General features: G+C 67.8%; 21 protein-coding genes and 1 tRNA gene. 12 read left to right on the forward strand and 10 right to left on the reverse strand.

What is annotated here, in order from left to right; genetic code table 11:
• Positions 1–2: 2 nt before the first annotated feature.
• Positions 3–1,403 carry a methyl-accepting chemotaxis protein gene (locus NEF64_RS05940; protein ID WP_082446767.1) on the forward strand — a complete coding sequence of 467 codons (1,401 nt, stop codon included), beginning with the start codon at positions 3–5 and terminating at the stop codon, positions 1,401–1,403.
• 33 nt (positions 1,404–1,436) lie between these two features.
• Here the strand turns inward: NEF64_RS05940 and NEF64_RS05945 are convergent, their stop codons facing one another.
• The 3 genes from NEF64_RS05945 to NEF64_RS05955 form a co-directional block, all read right to left on the reverse strand.
• A complete protein-coding gene (locus NEF64_RS05945; RefSeq protein ID WP_056406170.1) occupies positions 1,437–4,436 on the reverse strand; it encodes a TonB-dependent receptor plug domain-containing protein in 3,000 nt (999 codons plus the stop codon).
• A 130-nt stretch (positions 4,437–4,566) separates the two neighbouring features.
• Positions 4,567–5,244 (reverse strand): FadR/GntR family transcriptional regulator, encoded by a 678-nt coding sequence (locus NEF64_RS05950; protein ID WP_056406405.1) that lies wholly within the window; start codon positions 5,242–5,244, stop codon positions 4,567–4,569.
• Positions 5,245–5,283: 39 nt separating this feature from the next.
• A complete protein-coding gene (locus NEF64_RS05955) occupies positions 5,284–6,630 on the reverse strand; it encodes a GntP family permease (protein WP_056406171.1) in 1,347 nt (448 codons plus the stop codon).
• A gap of 366 nt (positions 6,631–6,996) precedes the next feature.
• Between NEF64_RS05955 and NEF64_RS05960 the strand changes: the two genes are divergently transcribed.
• Both NEF64_RS05960 and NEF64_RS05965 read left to right on the forward strand, forming a co-directional pair.
• The gene (locus NEF64_RS05960; RefSeq protein WP_037529849.1) at positions 6,997–7,209 is read left to right on the forward strand and encodes a helix-turn-helix domain-containing protein; all 213 of its coding nucleotides are present in this window, start codon (positions 6,997–6,999) and stop codon (positions 7,207–7,209) included.
• An 85-nt stretch (positions 7,210–7,294) separates the two neighbouring features.
• Entirely contained in the window at positions 7,295–10,291 is a 2,997-nt protein-coding gene (locus NEF64_RS05965; RefSeq protein WP_156360338.1) for a glycosyl hydrolase family 28-related protein, read from the forward strand.
• 33 nt (positions 10,292–10,324) lie between these two features.
• On the opposite strand, the gene NEF64_RS05970 is transcribed toward NEF64_RS05965, so the two are convergent.
• The 3 genes from NEF64_RS05970 to NEF64_RS05980 form a co-directional block, all read right to left on the reverse strand.
• Positions 10,325–10,400, reverse strand: a tRNA-Thr gene (locus NEF64_RS05970).
• Between the two features lie 17 nt (positions 10,401–10,417).
• Positions 10,418–11,272 carry a hypothetical protein gene (locus NEF64_RS05975; protein ID WP_031396686.1) on the reverse strand — a complete coding sequence of 285 codons (855 nt, stop codon included), beginning with the start codon at positions 11,270–11,272 and terminating at the stop codon, positions 10,418–10,420.
• Positions 11,273–11,346: 74 nt separating this feature from the next.
• On the reverse strand, positions 11,347–12,666 hold the full coding sequence (locus NEF64_RS05980) for a replication-associated recombination protein A (protein WP_056406173.1): 1,320 nt from the start codon (positions 12,664–12,666) through the stop codon (positions 11,347–11,349).
• 176 nt (positions 12,667–12,842) lie between these two features.
• On the opposite strand from NEF64_RS05980, the gene NEF64_RS05985 reads away from it, so the two are divergent.
• The gene (locus tag NEF64_RS05985) at positions 12,843–13,454 is read left to right on the forward strand and encodes a PadR family transcriptional regulator (protein WP_043157622.1); all 612 of its coding nucleotides are present in this window, start codon (positions 12,843–12,845) and stop codon (positions 13,452–13,454) included.
• Positions 13,451–13,741: a DUF2218 domain-containing protein gene (locus NEF64_RS05990; RefSeq protein ID WP_031395273.1), complete on the forward strand. Its 291-nt coding sequence runs from the start codon at positions 13,451–13,453 to the stop codon at positions 13,739–13,741. The genes NEF64_RS05985 and NEF64_RS05990 overlap by 4 nt, the downstream gene beginning before the upstream one ends.
• Positions 13,742–13,778: 37 nt before the next feature.
• On the opposite strand, the gene NEF64_RS05995 is transcribed toward NEF64_RS05990, so the two are convergent.
• Positions 13,779–14,930 carry a glycosyltransferase family 4 protein gene (locus NEF64_RS05995; protein WP_031395274.1) on the reverse strand — a complete coding sequence of 384 codons (1,152 nt, stop codon included), beginning with the start codon at positions 14,928–14,930 and terminating at the stop codon, positions 13,779–13,781.
• A 124-nt stretch (positions 14,931–15,054) separates the two neighbouring features.
• Between NEF64_RS05995 and radA the strand changes: the two genes are divergently transcribed.
• The 5 genes from radA (at position 15,055) to NEF64_RS06020 (ending at position 19,681) form a co-directional block, all read left to right on the forward strand.
• Positions 15,055–16,425, forward strand: a complete 1,371-nt coding sequence (radA, locus tag NEF64_RS06000) for a DNA repair protein RadA (RefSeq protein WP_107929806.1) — start codon at positions 15,055–15,057, stop codon at positions 16,423–16,425.
• 115 nt (positions 16,426–16,540) lie between these two features.
• Positions 16,541–17,107, forward strand: coding sequence for a CvpA family protein (locus tag NEF64_RS06005; RefSeq protein ID WP_031439610.1), 567 nt, complete (start codon positions 16,541–16,543; stop codon positions 17,105–17,107).
• On the forward strand, positions 17,104–17,592 hold the full coding sequence (locus NEF64_RS06010) for an iron-sulfur cluster assembly scaffold protein (protein WP_252574707.1): 489 nt from the start codon (positions 17,104–17,106) through the stop codon (positions 17,590–17,592). The genes NEF64_RS06005 and NEF64_RS06010 overlap by 4 nt, the downstream gene beginning before the upstream one ends.
• Positions 17,592–19,355: a cation:proton antiporter domain-containing protein gene (locus NEF64_RS06015; protein WP_031439608.1), complete on the forward strand. Its 1,764-nt coding sequence runs from the start codon at positions 17,592–17,594 to the stop codon at positions 19,353–19,355. The genes NEF64_RS06010 and NEF64_RS06015 overlap by 1 nt, the downstream gene beginning before the upstream one ends.
• Positions 19,352–19,681, forward strand: a complete 330-nt coding sequence (locus NEF64_RS06020; protein ID WP_056406176.1) for a DUF423 domain-containing protein — start codon at positions 19,352–19,354, stop codon at positions 19,679–19,681. Before NEF64_RS06015 ends, NEF64_RS06020 begins: the two co-directional genes overlap by 4 nt.
• A gap of 13 nt (positions 19,682–19,694) precedes the next feature.
• Here NEF64_RS06020 and NEF64_RS06025 read toward each other — a convergent pair whose 3' ends face one another.
• The 3 genes from NEF64_RS06025 to NEF64_RS06035 are packed head-to-tail and all read right to left on the reverse strand — an operon-like array spanning position 19,695 to position 21,471.
• Positions 19,695–19,835, reverse strand: coding sequence for a DUF2256 domain-containing protein (locus NEF64_RS06025; RefSeq protein WP_081874135.1), 141 nt, complete (start codon positions 19,833–19,835; stop codon positions 19,695–19,697).
• Positions 19,835–20,935 carry a 3-dehydroquinate synthase gene (aroB, locus tag NEF64_RS06030; RefSeq protein WP_056406177.1) on the reverse strand — a complete coding sequence of 367 codons (1,101 nt, stop codon included), beginning with the start codon at positions 20,933–20,935 and terminating at the stop codon, positions 19,835–19,837. The genes NEF64_RS06025 and aroB overlap by 1 nt, the downstream gene beginning before the upstream one ends.
• The gene (locus NEF64_RS06035) at positions 20,932–21,471 is read right to left on the reverse strand and encodes a shikimate kinase (protein ID WP_031395245.1); all 540 of its coding nucleotides are present in this window, start codon (positions 21,469–21,471) and stop codon (positions 20,932–20,934) included. Before NEF64_RS06035 ends, aroB begins: the two co-directional genes overlap by 4 nt.
• 103 nt (positions 21,472–21,574) lie before the next feature.
• Between NEF64_RS06035 and NEF64_RS19255 the strand changes: the two genes are divergently transcribed.
• Both NEF64_RS19255 and NEF64_RS06040 read left to right on the forward strand, forming a co-directional pair.
• A complete protein-coding gene (locus NEF64_RS19255) occupies positions 21,575–21,709 on the forward strand; it encodes a hypothetical protein (RefSeq protein ID WP_260171443.1) in 135 nt (44 codons plus the stop codon).
• Positions 21,693–23,585: a hypothetical protein gene (locus tag NEF64_RS06040; RefSeq protein WP_056406178.1), complete on the forward strand. Its 1,893-nt coding sequence runs from the start codon at positions 21,693–21,695 to the stop codon at positions 23,583–23,585. Before NEF64_RS19255 ends, NEF64_RS06040 begins: the two co-directional genes overlap by 17 nt.
• The last annotated feature ends 12 nt before the right edge of the window (positions 23,586–23,597 follow it).

The raw sequence follows: 23,597 nt of genomic DNA on the forward strand, positions 1-23,597 counted from the left end.
GAATGCTATGGTTCAAAGCCGACGCGCCTATCCGCCTGAAACTGCTGATCGCCTTTTCCAGTTTCGTCGTTCTGGTCGCCTGCACCGCGATTGCGGGATTGGTCCTTAAGGGCACCGCGCTGATCGGCGCGGACGTCGCGGCAACGCTGATCGCGGTTGGGCTCGGCTATACCTATCGCGAGATGATCGCGGTGCCCTATGTCACCACCGTCGTTCGTATGGAGGCGCTGGCCGCGGGTGATCTCGAAAGCCCGATCGAGTTCACGAACTTTCGCGACTGCGTCGGCCGCATGACCAAGGCGATGGGAACGTTCCAGGAGAATGCGCGGGTGCAGATTGCACTGAACGTCGAGGCGTCGCGCAACGCCGATGTGGTCAACCGCATGGCGCAGAATTTCAAGCAGGTGGCCGAGGGCAATCTGACTGTCGACATCACCGAGGACTATCCGGCGATCTACGAGGACCTGAAAGCGAACTTCAATATCGCGCTTGCCAGCTTGCGCGACCTGATCCGCTCGGTCGCGCAGGGCGCCTCCAGGATCCAGATCGGCTCGGGCGAGATTGCGCAGGCGTCCGAGGATCTGGCGCGGCGAACCGAGAGCACCGCGGCGAGCCTGGAGGAGACGTCGGCGGCGATCCATCAGATGGACAATCGCCTAAAGGATACCGCGCAGGGCGCGACGCGGTCGGTGGCGACCTCCGAGCAGGCGCTGAGCGCGCTCGATCATGGACGCCACAAGACCGACACAGCGGTCCAGGCGATGGAGCGCGTCAGCGATAGCGCCAAGGGGATCGACAGCGTCATCGAGGGACTCGACAAGATCGCGTTCCAGACCCGCGTCCTAGCGATGAACGCGGCGGTCGAGGCGGGACGCGCAGGCGATGCCGGACGAGGCTTTGCGGTGGTCGCCGATCTGGTGTCCGCGCTGGCGATGCGCGCCGAGGAAGAGGCCAAGCGCGCGCGTAACCAGCTGACCGTGACGCAGGTCGATATCGGAGCGGCGGTCGACGCGGTGCAACTGGTCGATCAGGCACTGTCGGGGATCGTCGCCTCGGGGCGTGAGGCGGCGGATATTTCGCGGCAGATCGCGACCGACAACCAGGCGCAGGCCCTCGCGATCACCGAGGTGAGCGCCGCGGTCGGCAGCATGGACCAGGCGACGCAGAAGAACGCGGCGATGGTCGAGCAGACGTCCGCCGCGGCGCGGCAGCTCGCGCAGGAGGTCCAGCTGCTCGCGCAGCACGCGCAACGCTTCGTCGTCGATGGCGGCGGGGCCCGGCAGGCGGCACCGGCCTCGGCGGCGCAGCCGGCAACGGGCGGACGCGACCATTATACGCTGGCGAGCGATACCCGGCGGCTGCCCGCCTCCGCGATCACCGCGCTGACCCGGCCGAGCTGGTAGGATCGACCAGCCGGGTCGGGGGCGGGTCCCGGTCTAGAAGCGGGCTCGCATGCCGAGGCGGTAGATGCGGCCGAGCGTGTCGTAGAGCGCGGGGTTCACGTCGAGGCCGGTATTAGTCTGCGGCGCGGGTTCGGGATCGTGATCGAACAGGTTGTCGACCTTGAAGAACAGACTGACCTGTTTGGACAGGTTCACCGACCCGCCGAGATCGACGTAGAAGGCGCCTTTCATCGTGTTGTAATCGATCGTCGGGTTATTGGCGGTCGAAGCGGGGCAGGCGGTCGTGCACACGACATACTGGTTGCCGAAATTGCCGTCGGAGAACCAGCGTTCCTGCAACGTCAGGCTGAAGAGGTCATTGTCGTAGCTCTGCGTAGCGAGCCATTTCCAGTCGGGTGTCGCACCATTGTTGGCGCCCGCCTGGTCGACCGTCGCGACACCGGCGATGCCCGCCTTCACTAGGAACTCGCGAACATTGGTGCCGAGCGCGCGGAGGGTGAAATTGCCCGGCAGGCCGAGCGGCTGCTTCCACTGGTAGCTCGCCTCGATGTCGAACCCGCTGGTCTTCCACGAGGCGAGGTTGAACGGTTGGACGTTGATGAAGTTGCCGCCTTGGGTCGGGCTGTTCAGCACGAAGCCGCCGCAGAACGCCTGATTGCCCTCGAAGCAGAAGCGCACGATCTGGTCGGCCGACAGCGTCGAGATCACGCCGTCGAGCTTGATGCTGTAATAGTCGAACGACAGGCCGAGCCCGGGCAGCCAGGACGGGTGTGACAGGACGATGCCGGCTTCGGTATTGCGCGCGATCTCGGGCTTCAGGTCCGGATTGCCGATGGTGTTCTGGAACGCCTGGACGCCGCCGCCGGGGGGGAAGGGGTTGGTGAAGTTGGGCAAAGTCGTGACGGTCGGCGCGGCGAACAGTTCGGACAAATTGGGCGCGCGAACGTCGCGCGACGTCACTGCGCGCAGGCGGATGCCGTCGAGCGGCGTCTCCCAGGTGCCGCCGATCTTCCATGCCCAGATCGTCCCCGACGTGCTGTAATGCGTGACGCGGCCCGCGCCGTTCAGGTTCGCGCGGCCGATCGCGTCGCCCTTGAACAGCGGCAGGTTCAGCTCGAGAAAGCCTTCATAGACCTCGTATTTGCCGCCACCGTTCTTGTAGTTGCCCGCCGCCCAGTTGCTGCCCAGCGTCGAATTCAGCAGCGGGTCCGCGGGATAGTCGGCGCTGTTGGGGCTGAGCGCCGTGACCCCGGCGCCATAGGGATCGCCGTGGACGCGGTAATATTCCCGCCGATATTCGCCGCCGAACGCGACCGCGAGCGGCCCCGCCCACAGGCCGAGCGGCTCACCCGAGAAGTTGAGGCTGGCGACGTCCTGCGTCAGCTTAGTGCGCTGCAACGGTCCGTTGACCGGCGTGACATAGGCGAGCGCCGCGGCGGAGGGGGGCGACCCGCCGAAGATGTTGATCGGCTGACACCCGGCAGCGCGAGCGGCGGCGTCGGCGCAGACGATCGCGCCGTTCAGCGTGATCGCGTTGGCAGCCGCGACATAGCGGTTCTGCAACACGGTGTTCTCGACATCGATATGCGCGATCGTGATGCCATGTTCGTAATAGCCGTCGTAATTCCAGTCGGTGCCGGCCAGATCGAACCGCCCCTTAAGCCCGCCCACGAACCGGTATTGGCGGCGGTCGGTCTGCACCAGCGGATCGGGGAAATTGCCGTTGCTCGTGCCGAAGCCGAACTGCGTGATCCCGGCGGTCGCGCAGCGATCGCGGATCAGCTGCGGCAGATACGGATTGGCGCACTGCACGGTCAGACTGGGGCGGTTATAGCCCGGGCTCGGTTGGTTGCTCGTCTTCACCTGCGCGAGGTTGACGGTGACATAGGCTTCGTTGTTCTCGGCAAAGTCGAAACCGACGCGGGTAAAGCCATTGAGGCGTTCGAGTGAGGACTTGAGCGACGCGCCCGACCCCGGCGCACCCGACAGGTCGCCGCCGACGCAGAAGCTGTTGCCGGGGAAGCAGCCGGTCACGCCACCCGTTCCGGTCGGGCGGCCGTTCGACCCGTAGTTGAAGTTGAACGGCGCGCCATTCTGGTCGAACGCGATCCCCTGCAAGGGGCCGTTGTTGATCAGCCCGAACCGCGCATATTGATAGGGCTGGGCATAGTCGCGATAGTTGAACTGCGGCAGGCCGTTGTTCGCCTGGCCGGTATTGACCAAAGTCGTCGCGCGGTACCAGTCGCGCCCCTTGGCGAGATCGGTGCCGAAATCGCCGGGCCCGACGCCGTCCTCATGATCATATTCGGCGCTGACGATCAGGTGCAGCCGGTCGCCCAGCAGCGATTTGCCGAACGCCGCCTGGACCAGCGCCTGCTGATCGTCGCCGTAATTGGTGATGCCGCCCTGGATATTGCCCTTGAACCCGGTGAACCGCGTGTCGGTGATGAAGTTCACCACGCCGCCGACCGCGTCCGAGCCATAGGAGGCGGACGCACCGCCCGTGACGACGTCGACGCGCTTGACGAGCAGCTGCGGGAACATGCTGATGTCCGGAACGCCCGTCACGTTCGCGCCGACGACGCGTTGCCCGTCGAGCAGGGTCAGCGTCCGGATCGGTCCAAGACCCCGCAGCGAAAACGAGCTGAGCCCCTGCGTTCCGCTCGACGTGCTGAACGTGCCGGTCGCCGCGCCGGTCGAGCCTTGCAGCGACGGCAACTGCGCGATCGCGTTGAAGATGTTCGGCTGGGCATTTTTGAGAATCTGTTCCTCGCCGATCACGGTCGTCGGCGTCGGCGCGTTGAACCCGCTGGTGGTGATGCGCGTGCCGGTGACGACGATGTCGGCCGCGGACGCCGGCGGCGGGCTGTCCTCGGCAAGCGGCGGCGCCGGCGTCACGGTCGGGGGCGGGGCCGGGGGGGCGGTCTGGGCGAGAACGGGTGTCCCGATCAGCGCGATCGCCGACACCATCATCCCGGTCGCGGTGCCGCCGATGCGTGCGGCAAAATCTCGGTCGTGCCTGGCCTTCGCCATGATCCCATCCCCTTTCGGTCATGGCCCAGACCGTCTGTCCGGTCCGGGTCCGCAATCCGTTATGCGGCGATCCTATCGTGGACCGGCGGGGGGAACATCTACGACCATCGTCGCAACGTTCGGGGGGCAATCAGGGCATGAGACGCTTGCGGCCCTGCGACAAATGCCAGCGCATCGCCAGCGCGGCACCGTCCGCGTCCTGCGCCCGGATCGCCTCGACGATCGCGTCATGCTCGTCCATCATCGCGCCGATCACCTCCGGCGCGCGCGATCGCGATATGTCCACACCGGCGCGCAGGATCCGCATCACCGCATCCTGGAGATGCTCGAACACCGGCAGGAACGCCGCGTTGGCGGTCGCCTCGACGATCGCGCGGTGGAGCAGCCAGTCCTCGTCATGCGCCGGGGCGTTCGACAGCAATGCCGCGCGCAACGCCTCCAGCGCCTGCTCGATCGCCGCAAGCTGTTCGTCCGAGCGTCGCTGTGCCGCCAGCCGCGCCGCCTCCGCCTCCAGCACGAAGCGGACCTCATAGGTGCCGAGCGTCGCGGCGAGCGCATCCATCGGCATGTGCGTGCCGAGCCGCGCGGACGGCCGCCGCTTGACATAGGAGCCCGCGCCAAGCCGTGCCTGGGTGATGCCGTCCGAAGCAAGCCGGGCCAGCGCCTCGCGGACGATCGTCCGGGACATGCCGAACATCGCCGCGAGCTTCGCCTCCGATGGCAGCCGGTCGCCGATCGCGAGTTCGTCATCGGTGATGATCCGCACGATCGCGGTATAGGCGCGATCCGCCAGCCGCCCCTCGCTCACGAGCACCCGCCCCCTCTCGTCACCGCATCCTGTCCCATCTCAGACGACATAGCTCAGCGCCAGGACGAGGACGAGGCCGACCACCGAGATCGCGGTTTCGAGCAGCGACCAGGTGCGGAAGGTGTCGGCAGTGCTCGTGCCGACATAGCTCTTAACCAGCCAGAAGCCGGGATCGTTGACATGGCTGAAGAAGACCGAGCCCGCGCCGATCGCGAGCACGACGAGTTCGGGGGAGACGCCTGAGTTCGCAACGACGCCGGGCATGATCCCGACCGCGGTGATCGTCGCGACCGTCGCCGACCCCGCCGCGAGCCGGATCGCGACCGCGACGAGCCAGCCCAGCAGCAGCGGGGAGATTGCGTACATCAGCACCGTCCGCGCGAGCAGGTCGGACAGCCCGGCGGTCACCAGCACCTGTTTCAGTGCGCCGCCCGCGCCGATCGCCAGCAGGATCGCCCCCGCCGCGCCCATCGTTTCATGCCACACCGCGTCCTGGATCGCCGCCTCGCGCAGCCGTCGCCCGAACAGCAGCGGCAGCGCGACGAGGTTGGTCAGCAGCAGCGCGACGACCGGGTTGCTCGCCGCGACGAGCCAGCCCGCCCCCTTCAGCGCGGGCATCATCTGCCCCAGCTCACCGGTCGCGATCATCAGCACCGGCAGCAGCACGATCAGCAGCGACCAGAGCTGCGGCGGCGGTGTGATGGCGAGCCCGGCATCGGTCGCAACCGGTGACGCAAGCCGGACGCCGCGCGTCGTGATCTTCGCCAGCAGCGGACCCGCGATCACCGCGGTGGGGATCGCGATCAGGATGCCGTACAGCATCGTCCGCCCCAGATCCGCGCCCAGCGCCTCGACCGCGAGCAACGGGCCGGGATGCGGCGGGACGAGCGCATGGACGACGCCGAGCCCCGCCAGCGCGGGCATGATCAGCCGGAGCTTGGCGGCATCCCGTACCGGGCCGTCCTCGCCCGTCATTTCCTCCGCGGCGGCGACGACGATCGGCAGCAAAAGGACGAGCCCGGTTTCGAAGAACAGCGGCAGGCCGACGACGATCGCAATGCCCAGCGTTGCCCAGGGGGCGGCGCGTGCGCCGGTCATCTGCAGCGCGCCGCGGGCGAGCGACGCCGCGGCCCCCGACAGATGCAGCATCGCGCCAAGCGACAGGCCGAGCGCGACGACCAGCCCGGTCCCGCCGATGATGTCGCCGACACCCTTCTGCACCGCCTTGGCGACGTCGGGCAGCGGCAGGCCGGCCAGCAGCCCGACGGTGAACGCGCCGCACAACAGGCCGATAAAGGGATGCAGCCGGCCGCGGACGATCATCACGACGGCCAACGCGATGCCAGCCAGCGCCGCGATCACGAGCCTCAGGTCGCCGCCGATCACGGATGGGTGCCGTTCGTTCGCGTGCGACCGCGCTGTGACTGCATCATCGACATCACTCCCAATGATCCGACGACGCGTTCGCCTGCCGGTTTGATAACAGCTGTAGGACAGGTTTCTGTCTAACGACACCGAAAAGGCTTGATCACCGCGAAAATGCGGAGGCATAGTGAGGACCTGTCCAACCGACTCCGCAAGAGAGTTCGATGGGCCGGCACTGAGAAGCCTTTGACCGCGGCGATCGACCGGGGCGTGAAAAGCCGACAGCAGAGGAGGATGACCATGGACGGGACTGCCCAGACCGCACGGCAAATCCAGCACGCCCCCACGACCTCGAACGCGATCTCGAACGCGGGCCAGGCGCTGGCGATGCGCGCGCCGCTGCCGCGGCTGACGCCGACGCAGATCAAGGTCCTGCGCGGGGTGCATTCGGGATTGCTCAACAAGCAGATCGCCTTCGATCTCGGCATCGCGGAAGCGACCGTGAAGGCGCACATGACGGCGTTGATGCGCAAGCTCAACGTGCGCAACCGCACGCAGGTCGCGGTGCTCGCGCATACGCTCATGCTGCAGGCGGCCTGACCGGACTACGACCTTTGTCGCGCCTGAAGCGATCAGCGGCCTTCGTTAGGCCGGCACCCGGGCGGCACTCACGGAGAGATGAATGATGGACGTGAAATGGCTGGCGGGCACAGCGCTGCTGCTGCTCGCGACCCCGGCGTTCGCCGGGACGACGTCGGTCTATCACACCGCGCCGGCCGATCCGCGGGCGATCACGGTCCGCGGTGTCGGCGATGGTCGTGCCGATGACAGCGCCGCGATCCAGCAGGCGATCGACGCGGCGGCGGCGGGCGGCAAGGGCGGCGTCGTCTTCCTGCCATCTGGGCGCTACCGGATCAGCCGGACGATCTTCGTCCGCTCCGCTGTCCGACTGTTCGGGGTGGGAGCGACCCGGCCCGAGATCCTGCTCGCCGATAACAGTGCAGGCTTCGCATCCGGGGTGGCCGCGATGGTCAGCTTCACCGGCGAGGATCAATACCGGGTCGGCAAGGCACCGGTGCCGCCGCGGACCAGCGTGCCGTTCGATCCGAGCATCTTCGACGCGACGTCGAGCACCTTCTACTCGGCGCTGTCGAACATCGACTTCCGGATCGGCGCGGGCAATGCGGGCGCGGTCGCGGTGCGCTTCCGTGTCGCGCAGCATGGCTATCTGCGGCATGCCGACTTTCACATCGGATCGGGGCTGGCGGGCGTCTATCAGGCGGGCAATGCCTTCGAGAATCTGCGCTTCTTCGGTGGGCGCTATGGCATCATGTCGGAAAAGACGTCGCCCGCCTGGCAGTTCACGCTGCTCGATTCGGAATTTTCCGGGCAGCGCGATGCAGCGATCCGCGAGCATGAGGTCGATCTGACGCTGGTCAACGTCGTCATCCGCGACACGCCGGTCGGTATCGAGATCGATCGCGGCTATTCGGATTCGCTGTGGGGGAAGGACGTCCGGTTCGAGAAGGTGACGCGCGCCGGCGTCGTCGTCTCGAACGAGGGCAGCGTCTTCACGCAGATCGGGTTCGACAATGCGGTGGCGGTCGATACCCCGGTCTTCGTGCGGTTTCGCGATAGCGGCAAGACGGTGGCGGGATCGGGCGCGCGCTACCGGGTCAGCGATTTCTCCTATGGCCTGAAGCTGCCGGCACTGGGTGTGATCGGCGACTATGCGACCGACGTCGCGATGACGCCGCTTGCACGTACGCCCGCGCGGCCCGCGCGCGCAATCCGGGCCATGCCGCCGGTTCAGGACTGGGCCAATGTCCATGATCTCGGCGTCAAAGGCGACGACGAGACCGACGATACCGCCGCGCTGCAGCGCGCGGTCGACACGCACCGCGTGCTGTATTTCCCGACCGGGCGCTACCGGGTCACCGACACCATCCGCCTCCGGCCCGACACCGTGCTGATCGCGCTCCATCCCGGCCTCACGCATCTCTATCTGGCCGATTCGACACCGGCCTTCATGGGGGTCGGGGGACCCAAGGCGCTGATCGAAAGCGCCAAGGGGGGCGATGCGATCGTGTCCGGGCTGGGGCTGTGGACCGGTGGGGTCAACCCGCGCGCGACCGCATTGCTGTGGAAGGCGGGCGAGGCGTCGATGGTCAACGACGTCAAGATCCAGGGCGGCGGCGGCACCGCGCTGACCAAGGGAAGCCCGATCGGCTTCGGCGATCCGCGGGCGCGCTTCGACGGGCAATATCCCAGCATCTGGGTGACGGACGGCGGCGGCGGCACCTTTGCCGCCTTGTGGTCCCCCAACACGCTGGCATCGGCGGGGTTTCACGTGTCGAACACCAGCACGCCGGGCCATGTCTACCAATTGTCGGCCGAGCATCATTATCGCGCCGAAATCGTGCTCGATCATGTCGCGAACTGGGAATTCCTCGCACCACAGACCGAGCAGGAGGTTCGCGACGGCGTCGACGCGATCTCGACCGAGATCCGCCATTCGCGCAACATCCTGTTCGCCAATTATCACGGCTACCGCGTCACCCGCTCGATCAAGCCGATGGATGCGGCGATCAAGCTCTACGAGTCGGGCGATATCCGCTTCCGCAATGTGCATGTGAACGCGGAGAGCGGCTTTGCGAGCTGCGATGCCAAGGGCTGCGGCACCTTTCTGCGGGCGAGCAAATATCCGTTCGAAAACGCGATCAAGGACATCACCGGCGGACAGGAGGTCCGCGAGCGCGAATTCGCCCGGCTCGACGTGCCTGCGACTCCCGCGCCCAGGGTTCCGGCTCCGACGGCGGTCGAGAAGCTCGCCGACGGCTTCTATTCGATCGCCGGCGGTGCGGTCGACGCGAACGGCAAGCTCTACTTCATCGACCGCCATTTCCAGCGCATCCATGGCTGGTCGAAGCGCGAAGGGCTCTCGATCGTCGCGGAGGCACCGCTCGATCCGGTCAATCTGATGGTCGATCGATCGGGGCGGCTGCTGGTCCTGTCGTCGGCAGGACGCGATGCCACGGTCTACAGCATCGATCCGGCAAAGCCCGCCGATGTCCGGGTCATCGCGCCGACCGCGATCGCCGAGTCCGGCCCGGCGAACAGGGATGCCGCCACCGTGCTGCCCGTCAACGTCTGGGAAAACGGCGAATTCGCGGACCGGATCGATCCCGTCACCTATCAGTATCCGACGATGGCGGACCTGTTCGCGGCGAAGATGGGCGAGGCCAAGGCGGCGCACTATGTGTCGCCCGACGGTTCGCTCGCACTTCCTGCCTTTCGCGTGTGGAATCAGGGGCCAGACGATCATCAGGGATGGCGCTGGTCGGATACGCTCAACGCGAACGGCTTCGTCGCCGCGCGGCCCGGCGAGCGCGTCGTCCAGACCAACGCGTCGGAGAACCGCACCTATAGCGGCCTGGTCGGGGCGCAAGGCAGGGTCACCGACCTGAAGCCGGTGGCCGATCGCGGCGGTGAAAGCGTCGCCCGCGATGCCTCGGGCCGGCTCTACGTCGCCAATGGGCAGGTGTTCGTCTACGATGCCGGCGGCGCGCTGGTCCGGCGGATCGACGTGCCCGACCGTCCGCTGCAGCTGGTGATCGGCGGCCCCGACAATCACACGCTCTTCATTCTCTCCCACCATGCGCTGTACGCCACAGCGATCTGAGGGCGCGGGTGGTGGTGCGGTCGGGTGGAGGAGTGGTGCCGGTTGCAGGAATCGAACCCGCGACATCCAGTTTACAAAACTGGCGCTCTACCAACTGAGCTAAACCGGCAGCGGGCGCCTCATGCGTCAGGTGACGCCGAACGTCCAGCCTTCGGTTGCAGCAATAAGCGAAGTCATCGCTCGAGGACACCAGAAATCGGCGTTCTTCGCATTGGCGCGGAGCCAGGCTGCGGTAAGGATCGCGTCGGTCGCATGGTCGTCATAGCGCGCGAGGGGGTGGTGCGGTGCGGAGCCGAGCGCTGCGAGCGCGTCGTCGAGCGTCGCGCCGTCGCGCATCTTGCTGCGGCCGACGGGGCGCCCCGCGGCGCGTGCGGCGATGCTGGTATAGATTTCGACGATCGCGGCGCCCGATCGCGGCGGGGCATCGAACGGCCAGACCGGGATCCGCCCGTCGAGACGGTGCAGCAGGCGCATCCCGGCAAAGCTCGCCTTGGCGACCTGCGCCGCGCCGATCGCGTCATACACGGTCGAAGGTTTGCGGCTGCCGTCGTCCGGCATCTCGCACCGACGCCAGTGCAGGAAATCCGCCTTGGTCCCGTCCGCCGCGCCGAGATAGAAATGCGTGCCGCGGCGGCGCTCGATGAACGATGCCGCGCCGAGATCGGCATCGTCGCTCTGCGCGTCGACCATCGCCCAGAGCGCGCGGGCATCGGCGGTCGGCGGTTCACCGGGCAGATGCGCACCACGGGTCACGAAGGGGGCGGAAAAGCTGAAGTCGAAGCCGGCAAGCAACGGCAAATCGCGGCGTGCGACCAGCCAGTCGAGCACCGCCTGGCGTGACCAGATCCCGTCCGGCGCGGGGACAAGCGTCGGGGCGGCGTGATCACGGCCACAGATCGCAACGGCGATCCCCTTGTGCCGCTGTCCTTTCGCGCCGGACCAGTCGATCGCGACGAACTGCGTGAAGTGATCGGGGGTCATCGAAGACGCACGCAGCACACATCGACCCGGCGGGGCGCGGGCCGTCCAGTCGTCTCACAGGCGTTCATGCGGGGCTAGGCGTCCTTGGCCTGCCGGCGTTCGTCCCACCAGGCGAGGCGCTCGGCAATACGCTTCTCGAACCCGCGGTCGGTCGGCGCGTAGAAGGTCTGCGGCGTCATCTCGTCGGGCCAATAGTCCGACCCCGAAAAGGCGTTCTCGGCATCATGGTCATAGGCATAGCCCTTGCCATAGCCGATATCGCGCATGAGCTTGGTGGGGGCGTTGCGGATCGCGGCGGGCGGCATCAGCGACCCCGTCTCGCGCGCCGATTTCCAGGCCGCCTTCTGCGCCTTGTAGACCGCGTTCGATTTGGGCGCGGTGGCGAGATAGACACAGGCCTGGGCGATCGCGAGTTCGCCTTCGGGACTACCAAGGAAATCATAGGTGTCCTTGGCGGCGATACACTGGACGAGCGCCTGGGGGTCGGCGAGACCGATATCCTCGACCGCGGCGCGCGTCAGGCGGCGCAGCAGGAACAGCGGTTCCTCGCCCGCGGTAAGCATACGTCCGAGATAATAGAGCGCCGCCTGCGGATCGCTGCCGCGGATCGATTTGTGCAGCGCGCTGATGAGGTTGTAATGCCCTTCGCGATCCTTGTCGTACACCGCGACGCGGCGCTGGAGGAAGTTCGACAACCCCGCCGGATCGAGCGGTTCGGGCAGGTCGACCGAGAACAGCGTCTCGGCCTGGTTGAGCAGGAACCGTCCGTCGCCATCGGCACTGGCGATCAGCGCATCGGTCGCCTCGGGCGTGAGCGGGAGCGGGCGGTCCATCAGCGTCGCCGCGCGGGTCAGCAACAGCTCGAGCGCACCGCGGCCCAGTCGCTCAAGGATCAGTACCTGCGCACGGCTGAGCAGTGCCGCGTTGAGCTCGAAGGACGGGTTTTCCGTCGTCGCGCCGACCAGCGTCACCGTGCCGTCTTCCACATAGGGAAGAAATCCGTCCTGCTGCGCGCGATTGAAGCGGTGAATCTCGTCGACGAAGAGCAGCGTACGCTTGCCCAGTCGCGCGTGGTCGCGGGCTTCGGCAAACGCCTTTTTTAGATCGGCCACGCCCGAAAACACCGCGGAGATCGCGACGAACCGCAGATCGACCGCGTCCGCAAGGAGGCGCGCGATCGTCGTCTTGCCGGTGCCGGGCGGTCCCCAGAGGATGATCGACGACAGTCGTCCCGCCGCCACCATGCGCCCGATCGCGCCGCCTGCGCCGGTGATGTGATCCTGCCCGACAACCTCGTCGAGCGTCCGCGGACGCAGGCGATCGGCGAGCGGTGCGTTTTCGGGATGCGCGTCGGGTGGGGGGGCGGGTTCGAAACCCGCAAAAAGGTCGGCCATGCTCGCAATGTAGTCGATACGCCCGACTCTGCCACCCTGGGCCTAGCCTCGCGTTCCGCTGTCTGACCACGCGTCCTCTGCCCAAGACATGCGAAAGATATATCTTGGTAGATCTTGCGAAGCACAGCTGAAGATATATCTTGCACGTATCGGGATGCGCTCGACAGGAGATTCGAATGTTCATGCACATGCACGGCCGCGGATGCGGTCATCGTGACGGACACCATGCCGCGATGGGCGGCGGCTATGGCGGCGGTCGGGGCGGCGGGCGCTTCGCCTTCGCCTGGGGGCCGGGTGAGGGTGAGCGGCCGGGTGGCGGGCGGCAGCGGCGGATGTTCGACGGGGGTGAACTGCGCCTCGTCCTGCTCAGGCTGATCGCCGACTCACCGCGCCACGGCTATGACCTGATCCGCGCGATCGAGGAGTTGACCGGGGGCGCCTATGCGCCGAGTCCGGGCGTGGTCTATCCGACGATCACGCTGCTCGACGAAATGGGGCTGGTCGAGGAGCAGCAGTCCGAAGGCGCGAAGAAGCGCTTTGCGATCACGCCGGCCGGCACCACGCATCTTGACGAGAATGCAGAGCAGGTCGCGGCGTTGATGGCGCGGCTGGCCGCGGTCGGCGAGCACCGCGAACGCGCGGATCGGGCTCCCATCCGGCGCGCAATGGGCAATCTGCGCCATGCGGTGCAGGACCGGCTGCTCGGCGACGGCTTTTCGGAAGAGGCGGCGCACCAGGTGGCGGCGCTGATCGACGAGGTCGTCCAGAAGATCGAGCGCGTGAAGTGAGCGTGTCGGTCGCACGCGTGCCGACGCAGTCGGCGAGCCGATATCTTCAGCAGCTCGCCAAGCACTGGAGCCACAAGATGGAAGTGCGCTTCACCGAACAGGAGGGGCGTATCGCGTTTCCGGGTGGTGCGGTGCTCGAGATGCGCGCGGACAGCCAGACGCTCGACGTCGCGCTGACGGTGCCCGAGGGCGGGGATGTCGAACGGATGCGCGACGTGGTGTCGAGCCATCTCGACCGGTTCGCGTTTCGCGAGGCGCCGCTGACGTTCGATTGGGTGGACGCGTAACCTTACGGGTTCGCGTCGCCCGCAATTACTCCGACGATTATCGGTGCCGGCGCGCCGTCACCGCCAGATAGGTGTCGAGTACCGTCTGGTTGATCGTGTCCCAGCGATAGCCCGCGGCCTTGGCGTGTCCGGCTTCGCCCATCGACTGCCGCAGCGCGGGATCCGACACGATCCGACCGATCGCATCCGCATAGGCGCCGATATCGGTGGGTGGTACGAGGAAGCCGGTCGTGCCGTCCTCGATCAGGTCGACCGCGCCGGTCGCGCGCGCGGCGACCACGGGCACGCCCGCCGCCATCGCCTCGAGCGTCACGTTGCCGAAGGTCTCGGTGATGCTCGGATTGAAGAACACGTCCATCGACGCGACTGCGCGGCCGAGCGCGTCGCCCGACTGGAAGCCGGCGAACACGGCTTCGGGGACATGGCCCGCGAACCAGTCGCGTGCAGGACCCTGACCGACGACGACCACGCGGTGCGGCACGCCCCGGCGGCGCAGTTCGGTGACGACGTCGGCAAAGACGTCGAGGCCCTTTTCCTTCACCAGCCGGCCGAGAAACCCGACCACCATCTCGTCGTCCGCGATGCCGAGCGACCGGCGCCAGGCCGTGTCGCGCCGCGCCGGGTCGAACCGCGCGTGATCGATACCGCGCGACCAGATGCCGATCGACGACTTCACGCCCCAGCCGCGGAGCAGCTCGGCCATGCTGGTCCCGGGCACCAGGACCTCTTCCACGCGGTTGTAGAAGCGCGTCAGCCGCTTCTTTGCGATCGGCTCGAGGAAGCCAAGCCGGTAATAGCGAAAATAGGTCTCGAACCGGGTGTGGAAGGAGGCAACGGTCGCGATGTCGCGTTTGCGCGCATAGGCGACCGCGGCATGGCCGAGAAACTCGGGCGCCGAGACATGGACGATATTGGGGGCGAACGCGTCGATGTCGCGGCGGACGCGCGGCGTGATCCCGAGTGCCGCGCGATATTCGCCGCGTCCGCCGACCAGCGGGATCGCGGGCACGTCGACCAGATCGCCGATCGCGGGGAAGGCGGGCTCCGCGACCGTTGGCGAATAGACCCGCACCTTGACGCCGCGCGACAGCAAATGGCCGACGAGCAGGTTCAGCGACTGGTTCGCACCATCGCGGACGTAATTGTAGTTGCCGCTAAACAGGGCCACGCGGAGGTCGGTCGGCTGCATCGCTCGGGCGGATAGCGTTGCCCGTCGGTTAGCGCCAGACAATCCTCTGTCGCCGAGGCGGTGGCGTTTCGCCGCGCGGGTGATCGCTGTTCCCTTATCGTTCCTATCTGGCTACACCGCGGCGATGGCGAAAATTCAGAAACGGTATGTGTGTCAGGCGTGCGGATCGGTCGCATCGCGCTGGGCCGGGCAATGCGCCGACTGCCACGAATGGAACACGCTGGTCGAGGAGGCGAATACCGCCGCGACGCCGTTTCATTCGAAGCACAATCTGCAGACCGGCGGCCGCGCGATCCAGCTCGTCGGGCTGGATGCGGAGATCAAGCTGCCCGACCGGATGGCGACCGGTATCGCCGAGCTCGACCGTGCGCTGGGCGGGGGCTTCGTCGAGGGGTCGGCCACGCTGATCGGCGGCGATCCCGGGATCGGCAAGTCGACCTTGCTGTTGCAGGCGGCAGCGAAGATGGCGCTTGCCGGCCAGTCGGTGGCCTATGTCTCGGGCGAGGAGGCGGCGGACCAGGTCCGGCTGCGCGCGCGGCGTCTCGGGCTCGGCAATGCGCCCGTGCAGCTCGCGGCGGCGACCTCGACGCGCGACATCCTGACGACGCTGCAGACAAAACCGCCGGCGATGCTGGTGATCGATTCGATCCAGACGATGCATTCCGACCTGATCGAAGGCGCACCCGGTACGGTCAGCCAGGTACGGGCATCGGCGCAGGAGCTGATCCGGTTCGCCAAGGAGCGCGGGACCGCGGTGGTGCTGGTCGGCCATGTGACCAAGGACGGCAGCATCGCGGGCCCGCGCGTGCTCGAGCATATGGTCGACACGGTGCTGAGCTTCGAAGGCGAGCGCAGCCACCAGTACCGGATCCTGCGCGCGATCAAGAACCGCTTCGGCGGCACCGACGAGATCGGCGTCTTCTCGATGCAGACCGAGGGGCTGGCGGAGGTCGGCAACCCGTCGTCGCTGTTCCTGACGACGCGCGACGACGCGATGACCGGCGCCACGGTGTTCCCGGCGCTGGAGGGGACGCGACCCGTGCTGGTCGAGATCCAGGCGTTGACGGTGCGGCTGGCGAGCGGCGCTACGCCGAGGCGCGCGGTGGTCGGATGGGATTCGGGGCGGCTGGCGATGATCCTCGCGGTGCTCGAGGCGCGGTGCGGGCTGAGCTTTTCGTCGGCCGAGGTCTATCTCAACATTGCCGGCGGGTACCGGGTGCAGGATCCCGCCGCCGATCTCGCGGTAGCCGCGGCGCTGATATCGGCGATGGCGGAACGTCCCGTACCGGTCGATGCGGTGGCGTTCGGCGAGGTCGCCTTGTCGGGCGAGATCCGGCCGGTCGCGCACGGTCCGCTGCGTCTGAAGGAAGCGAGCAAGCTGGGGTTCGAGCGCGCGCTCGTCCCCGCGTCGATGAGCGACGAGAAGAGCGGCATGCGGCTGTCGGGGTTCAAGACGCTCGCCGCGTTCGTCGACCACATGCTCGGGCGGGGATGAGCCGGGGCGGGACGCGGCGTCCGGCGTTGCGGTGAACGACGATGGTGTGGCCATGATCCGGCGGTTCGTGCGGCTGCACTAGCGGTTCGCGGCACTCGTCCCTATTCCAGACATCATGAACCTCACCGCCCTCGATGTCATCGTCCTGCTCGCGGTTGCCGGCGCCGCCGTACTCGGCCTGATTCGCGGGTTCGTGACCGAGGTGCTTTCGATGTTCGCCTGGGTCGCGATGGTCGCGATGCTCAAGCTGTTCCACATCCCCGTCGCGGCCGCGCTGACGCCGGTCATCGGGACGGTCAGCGGTGCGGCTGTCCTTGCCTTCGCGCTCATCACCGGGCTGACCTATATCGGCGGGCGGCTCGTCGCCAACGCGATCGGCGCGCGGACGCGGACGTCGATCCTGGGACCGGTCGACCGCGCGCTCGGGTTCGGGTTCGGGGCGCTGAAGGGACTGATCCTTGCAAGCCTCGTCTTCCTGCTCGCGACGCTGGTGATCGACACGATGAGCGGCGGTGCGGCGCGGCGGCCCGAATGGATGACCCGTTCGCGCACCTATCCGCTGCTCAATGCGACGAGCGCGAGCATCGCCGATTTCGTCGATCGCCGCCGTCGCGGCAAACCGGTGTTCGGCACGAAGCCGAACGTCTCCCGATCCGATACCGCAAGTGAGCCGACCCCATGAACGCCCCCCTCTACAATGCCGAGATCCTGCGTCTTGCCGCGTCGATCCCCCATCATGAGCGCCTGACCGCGCCGATGGCGACCGCGGAACGCCGCTCGCCAATCTGCGGCAGCCGCGTGACGGTGGACGTCGATATGGGCGCGGACGGGCGCGTCGCCGCGGTTGGGCTGCTGGTGCGTGCCTGTGCGCTGGGTCAGGCGTCCTCGTCGTTGCTCGCCTCGAGCATCGTCGGGCGGACGCCTGCGGAGCTGGCGGCGGCACGCGATGCGATCACCGCCTGGCTCGCGCGCACCGGCGACGCACCCGACTGGCCCGGGATGGATGTCTTCGCACCCGCACTCGACTATACCGCGCGGCATCCGTCGATCCGCCTCGCTTTCGAAGCGGCGGCGGAGGCGGCCGAGGCCGCGGCGAACACTGTGTCGGGTCATGCGGAGGTGTCGGTCACTGCACCCGCGAGCGCATCTGCCGGGACCGATGTCTGATGCATGACGGCACGCCGACGTCGCTGTTGCGGGACGGGGTGGTCCTGCTCGGCTTCGGGCTGGTGTTCGTACTGCTGTTCCGAAGGATCGGGCTCGGCGCGACGCTGGGCTATCTCGTCGCGGGGGCGGTCGTCGGGCCGCATGTCCTAGGACTGGTAGGCGACGCCGAGGCCAAGCTCGGCTTTGCCGAACTCGGTATCACGTTGCTGCTGTTCATCGTCGGGCTCGAGCTCAACCCGAGCCGGCTGTGGCGGATGAAGCATGAAATCTTCGGGCTGGGCCTGATGCAGGTGGTCGCCTGCGGTCTCGCGATCACCGCGATCGTGTGGCTCGGCGCGCGCTTCTCGCTGCCCGCCGCGCTCGCCTTGGGACTGCCGCTCGCGCTGTCGTCGACCGCGCAGGTGTTGCCGATGCTGCAATCCTCGGGGCGGATGCGGACGCCCTTTGGCGAGCGCGCCTTCTCGATCCTGCTGTTCCAGGATCTGTCGATCGTCCCGCTGATTACGATCGTCGCGGCGATGAGCCGTAATCCCGCCGATGCGAATGCGCCGCCCGGATGGCTGCTCGCGCTCTACACGGTCGCCGCGGTCGTCGGGCTGATCATCGCCGGGCGGTTCCTGTTGCGGCCGTTCTTCCGGCTGATCGGCAATATGGGCGAGCGCGAGATGTTCGTGTTCGCTGGCCTGTTCACAGTCATCGCCAGCGCCGCAGTGATGGAATGGCTCGGCCTGTCGACCGCGCTCGGTGCGTTCATCGCCGGCGTGATGCTCGCGGACAGTCCGTACCGGCATGAGCTCGAGGCCGATGTCGAGCCGTTCCGGTCGATCCTGCTCGGGCTGTTCTTCCTCGCGGTCGGCATGCTGCTCGATCTCGGCGCGATCGCCGAGCGGCCGCTGTTCGTGCTGGCGATGGCCGCGGCGCTGATCGCGACGAAGACCGGCGTGATCATGGCGATCGGCATGGCGTTCAAGATGACCTGGCGGCAGGCATTCGCGCTCGGCCTGTTGCTGAGCCAGGGCGGTGAATTCGGGTTCGTGCTGTTCGCGCAGGCGCAGGCGGGGCTGCTGATCGATCCGGAAGCAGCGAGCCTGTTCGGCGCGATCATCACGCTGTCGATGGCGACGACGCCGTTCCTGATGGGGATCACCCGCCGGTTCCGGACCGAGCCGATCGCACCGGGCACCGATCGCGAGGGCCCGGTCGCCGATGGCGCCAATGCGATCATCGTCGGCTATGGCCGGTTCGGGCAGACGGTCGGTCAGATGCTGCTGGCACAGGGCATCCCGGTCACGCTGATCGATACCGATATCGAGATGATCGACATTGCGGGCGAGTTCGGGGCCAAAGTCTATTATGGCGACGGCACCCGGCTCGACCTGTTGCGTCAGGCGGGGGCGGCGGACGCCGAACTCATCTGCATGTGTATCGACGGCGATCAGATCGAGCCGGAGACGATAGCGGCGATTCACGAGGCATTCCCCAAGGCGGAGATCTATGTCCGCGCGTTCGATCGCCGTACGCTCGTCAAGCTGAAGAACGGCCCGGCGACCTATGTCGTTCGCGAGGTTCTCGAATCGGCGGTCAAGATGGCGCGGCTGGCGCTGCGCGGGCTCGGCGTCGCGCCCGCGGAGATCGATCGTGCCGAAGAAGCGTACCGGGCGCGCGACAAGGAGCGGCTACGCATTCAGATCGCCGCCGGCGACATTCGCGCGGCGCGCACCGAAACCGCGCAGCGCTTTCCATGGGGGAATGATCCACAATGATGCTCGCAGTACTGGCGGCGCTGTCGGGCGCTATCGCGGTCGGGGCGGGGGCGTTCGGTGCGCATGGCGCCAGCGGTCCCGCGGTGGAGTGGCTGAAGACGGGCGCGCAGTATCAGCTGATCCATGTCGTCGCGGCGCTGGTCGCGGTGCGGATGGAGGCGCGGGGGCCGGCATGGCTGTTCGTCATCGGCGCGGCGATCTTTGCGCTGACGCTCTATGCCATGGCGCTGGGGGCGCCGCGCTGGTTCGGTGCGATCACGCCGATCGGCGGCGCGTTGCTGATTGGCGGCTGGCTGTGGCTGGCGTGGAGCGCAGCCCGCAGCTGACGGTGCTGCTGCGCTATCGCTTCTTGCGGCAGGCATCCGAGCAGTAGATTACCGAATCCCAGTCGCGCGCCCATTTCTTGCGCCAGGTGAACGGCCGTTCGCAGGCCGGGCAGATCTTCGTCGGCAGGTTCTGCTTGGCGACGCCATTGGGCATTAGCGGGGCTCCGCGTCGAGGAAGGCGGCAACATCGGCGAGGTCGACGGTCGTGTCGAGATAGGTCCGGCCGATCCCACGAGCGAGCAGGAAGGGCAGGGTGCCCGCCGCCATCTTCTTGTCGTGGCGCATGTGATCGACGAGCGTCGCGCCATCAGCGGCGACATGCGCGCCGGCCAGTCCGTCGGGGAGCTGAACCGCACGCCAATGGGCCGCCACCCGATCGGCCTCGTCGCGCGGGCACAGTCCGTGGGCCGCCGAAAAGCGGAACGCCAGCGCACAGCCCGCGGCGACGCCCTCACCGTGAATCAGCGTCTGCGAGAAGCCCGTCTCGGCCTCGAGCGCATGGCCGAAGGTGTGGCCCAGATTGAGCAGCGCGCGCGTGCCGGTCGTCTCATGCTCGTCCGCCGCGACGATGCGCGCCTTGGCGGATACGCTGTGGATAATGGCGTATTCGCGCAGCGCGATGTCGCCGGCGAGCAACGCCGCGCCGTTCGTCTCGCACCAGGCGAAGAAGGCGGGGTCGTCGATCAGCCCGTATTTCACCACCTCGGCATAGCCCGCGCGCAGCTCGCGGATCGGCAGCGTGTCGAGCACCTGCGGGTCGATCAGGACCATCGCCGGCTGGTGGAAGGCACCGATCAGGTTCTTGCCCGCACGCGTATTGATCGCGGTCTTGCCGCCGACCGAACTGTCGACCTGTGCGAGCAGCGTGGTCGGGATCTGGACGAAGCGGCAGCCGCGCTTGAGGATGGCGCAGGCGAAGCCGACGAGATCGCCGATCACGCCGCCGCCAAGCGCGACGACGTGATCGCCGCGCTCGATGCCGATGTCGAGCAGGCGGTCGCACAGCCGTTCCAGCGTCGCCCAGCTCTTCGATCCCTCGCCGGGCGAAAGCACGATCGCCTCGCTCGCGACGCCGTGCGCCGTGAGTGACGCCTGCAGTGTCGCCAGATGGCCGCTCAGATTCTCGTCGGTGACGATCGCCATCGTCCGACCGCGCGCGAGCGGCGCCAGATGATCACCGGCATCCTCGAGCAGCCCGGCCCGAATATGGATCGGATAGGTCCGCGCACCTAGGTTCACGGTGATGACGGTCATAGGCCGATGGCTTTCAGGATGGAGGCGACGGTCGCCTCGTGCGGCGCCTTGTTGCTCGCGATGTGGATATGCGCCTTGGCGTAGATCGGGTTGCGGACGCGCGCGAGCTCGGCAAGCACCTGGCCCGCGTCGCGGTTGCGCAGCAGGGGACGGGTATTGCGACGCCCGACGCGTTCGACGAGGATTTCGGGCGGCGCGCTGAGCCAGATCGCGGTGGCTTCGGCGAGGATCAGGCTGCGCGTCTCGTCGTTGATGAACGCGCCGCCGCCGGTCGCGATGACCTTCGGCGTGCCGTCGATCAGCCGCGCGATCACGCGGCGCTCGCCGTCGCGGAAATAGGCCTCGCCATATTTGGCGAAGATCTCGCTCACGCTCATGCCGGACGCCGCCTCGATCTCGTGATCGGCGTCGACGAAGGGCAGCCGCAAGCGGTGCGCGAGGCGGCGGCCGACGGTGGTCTTGCCCACGCCCATCAGGCCGACGAGCACGATCGGGGGGCCGCTCCAGGGGGCAATCGGGTTGTGGCTTTGCAACATCGCGGTCCGCGCTATACAGCGGCACTGCGCGGGGGGAAACGGCATCCGCATGCCTATTCGCATCCGTCAGCAATGTCCTATCAGTCATTACAAGGTTTTGCGTATGTCCCGCCTGATAGTCTCGGTCGTCGTTATCCTGGTCGTCGTCGTCGGTGGGTTGTTCCTGCTCGCCGGTCGCGCAACCGAGCGCCCGCAGACGCAAGTCGAGAAGGCTGTGACGCTTGCGAACCTGTCCTAAGGTCACGCTGGCGGCGCTCGCCGCCGCCTGCAGCTTGGCCGCGCTTGCGCCGGCAATCGGGCAGGACCGACCGGAATCACTCCTGCCGCCCGGCTTCGGCGATACGACGCCAGCCCCTGCGCCGCGCCGGACGCCGCCGGCCGCCAGCCCCGCGCAATCGCAGCCCAACGGGTCGGCGCCAGCCCGGTCCGCACCGACGACCCCGTCTTCGGGAGCGGCCGCGTCCCCCGGCGCTCCCGTTCCGGCGCCGCCGGCCGGGATGGCGACGATCCAGCCGCTACCCGCACCCGATGGCAGCCTTGCGCCGCTGACGGCGACGCCAGCCGCTGACACGCCGCCACCGATCGATCCGGCGGTGCTCGCGCAATATGAGATGCCGGCCTCGGCCCGCCGTTCGCTCGACCGTGTGGGGCCGATCGGTCCCGGCGAGGGCGGCCTTGCGGCCGAGGCGTTCGGAGATGCCGAGGGCCCCTATCTCGAAACGCTGATGCGGCGGTTGAGTGCGCCGCTCCCGTCGCGCTGGATGTCGATCCTGTTGCGGCGAGCGCTCGTGTCGCGGGTCGAGACCCCGGTCGGTGTCAACGGCGCGGATTTCGCCGCCGAGCGCGCCTGGCTGCTGCTGCGCATGGGCGAGTCCGTCGCCGCGCGTGCGGTGGTGCAGGGCGTCGATACCGGCAATTACACGCCCAAACTCTATCAGGTGGCGATGAACGCCGGTCTCGCCGCGGGCGATCCGGGGGCGTTGTGCCCGCTCGTCGAGGGCGCGATGCAGCGCGCACCGGCGCGTGGCTGGACGATGGCGCAGGCGATGTGCGCGGGGCTGTCGGGATCGCCGACCCAGGCCGGCACGCTGATCACCGCGGCACGGCGCCGCAACGTCGCGTCGGGCGTCGACATGCTGCTCGCGCAGAAGGTCGTCGGCGCAGGCGGGCAGGGGCGTCAGGCGGTCACGATCGAATGGGATTCGGTCGACCAGCTGACCTCGTGGCGGTTCGGCCTGGCGATGGCGACCGGCGTCGCCGTGCCCGATGCGCTGTACCGGACCGTCGGCATGCAGGCGACCTATTGGCGCGCGCTGTCGCCTGCGATGACGATCGCCGACCGCCTGCCCGCCGCGGACGCCGCCGCGGCGCAAGGGGTGCTGTCGAGCGCGGCGCTGGTCGATCTCTACGCCGCAGCGGAGGCGGACGACAGCGTGCAGAGCGCGGTGGCCGCGACCGTGCAGGACCTGCGCACCGCCTATGCCGACCGCAATGCCGAAGGCCGGATGACCGCGCTGCGATCGATCTGGGGCAAGGCGGAGGACGCGTGGCCGTCCTATGCCCGGATGGTGCTGACCGCGCGGGCGGCGGCACGGATCCCGCCTGCAAATGGCGAGCGCGATGCCGACCGGATGGTCGCCGCGATGCTGTCCGCGGGGCTCGACCGGACCGCGGCCCGCTGGCGCGGCACGGTTGCCAAGGGTGGCGATGGCTGGGCGATGATCGCGCTGACGGATCCCGATGCGACCGGTCGCCTGAGCTATGGCGATCTGGCTGCCTATAGCGGTGGCCGCGGCGATTCGGCCCTGAAGCAGCGTCTGCTGTTCGCCGGACTGGCCGGGCTCGGCCGTCTGAGCGCGGGCGATATCGAACGGGCCGCGCAGGCGCTGGCGGTTCCGATCGGCACCGAAAATGGCTGGACGCGTGCGCTCGACACGGCAGCGCGAGCGGGCCAGCCGGGGACGGTCGCGCTGCTCGCGGCGACGGGCATGCAGACCGCCAGCTGGCACGGCATGCCGCCCGAGGCCTTGTACCGGATCGTCGCCGCGTTGCGCGCTGTGGGTCTTGAGGGCGAGGCGCGTATGATCGCGGCCGAGGCAATCGCGCGCGCGTGACGCGGGCCCGAT

Origin of the sequence: Sphingomonas aerolata (assembly GCF_023935825.1) — a bacterium.
Taxonomy (GTDB): Bacteria; Pseudomonadota; Alphaproteobacteria; order Sphingomonadales; family Sphingomonadaceae; genus Sphingomonas; species Sphingomonas aerolata.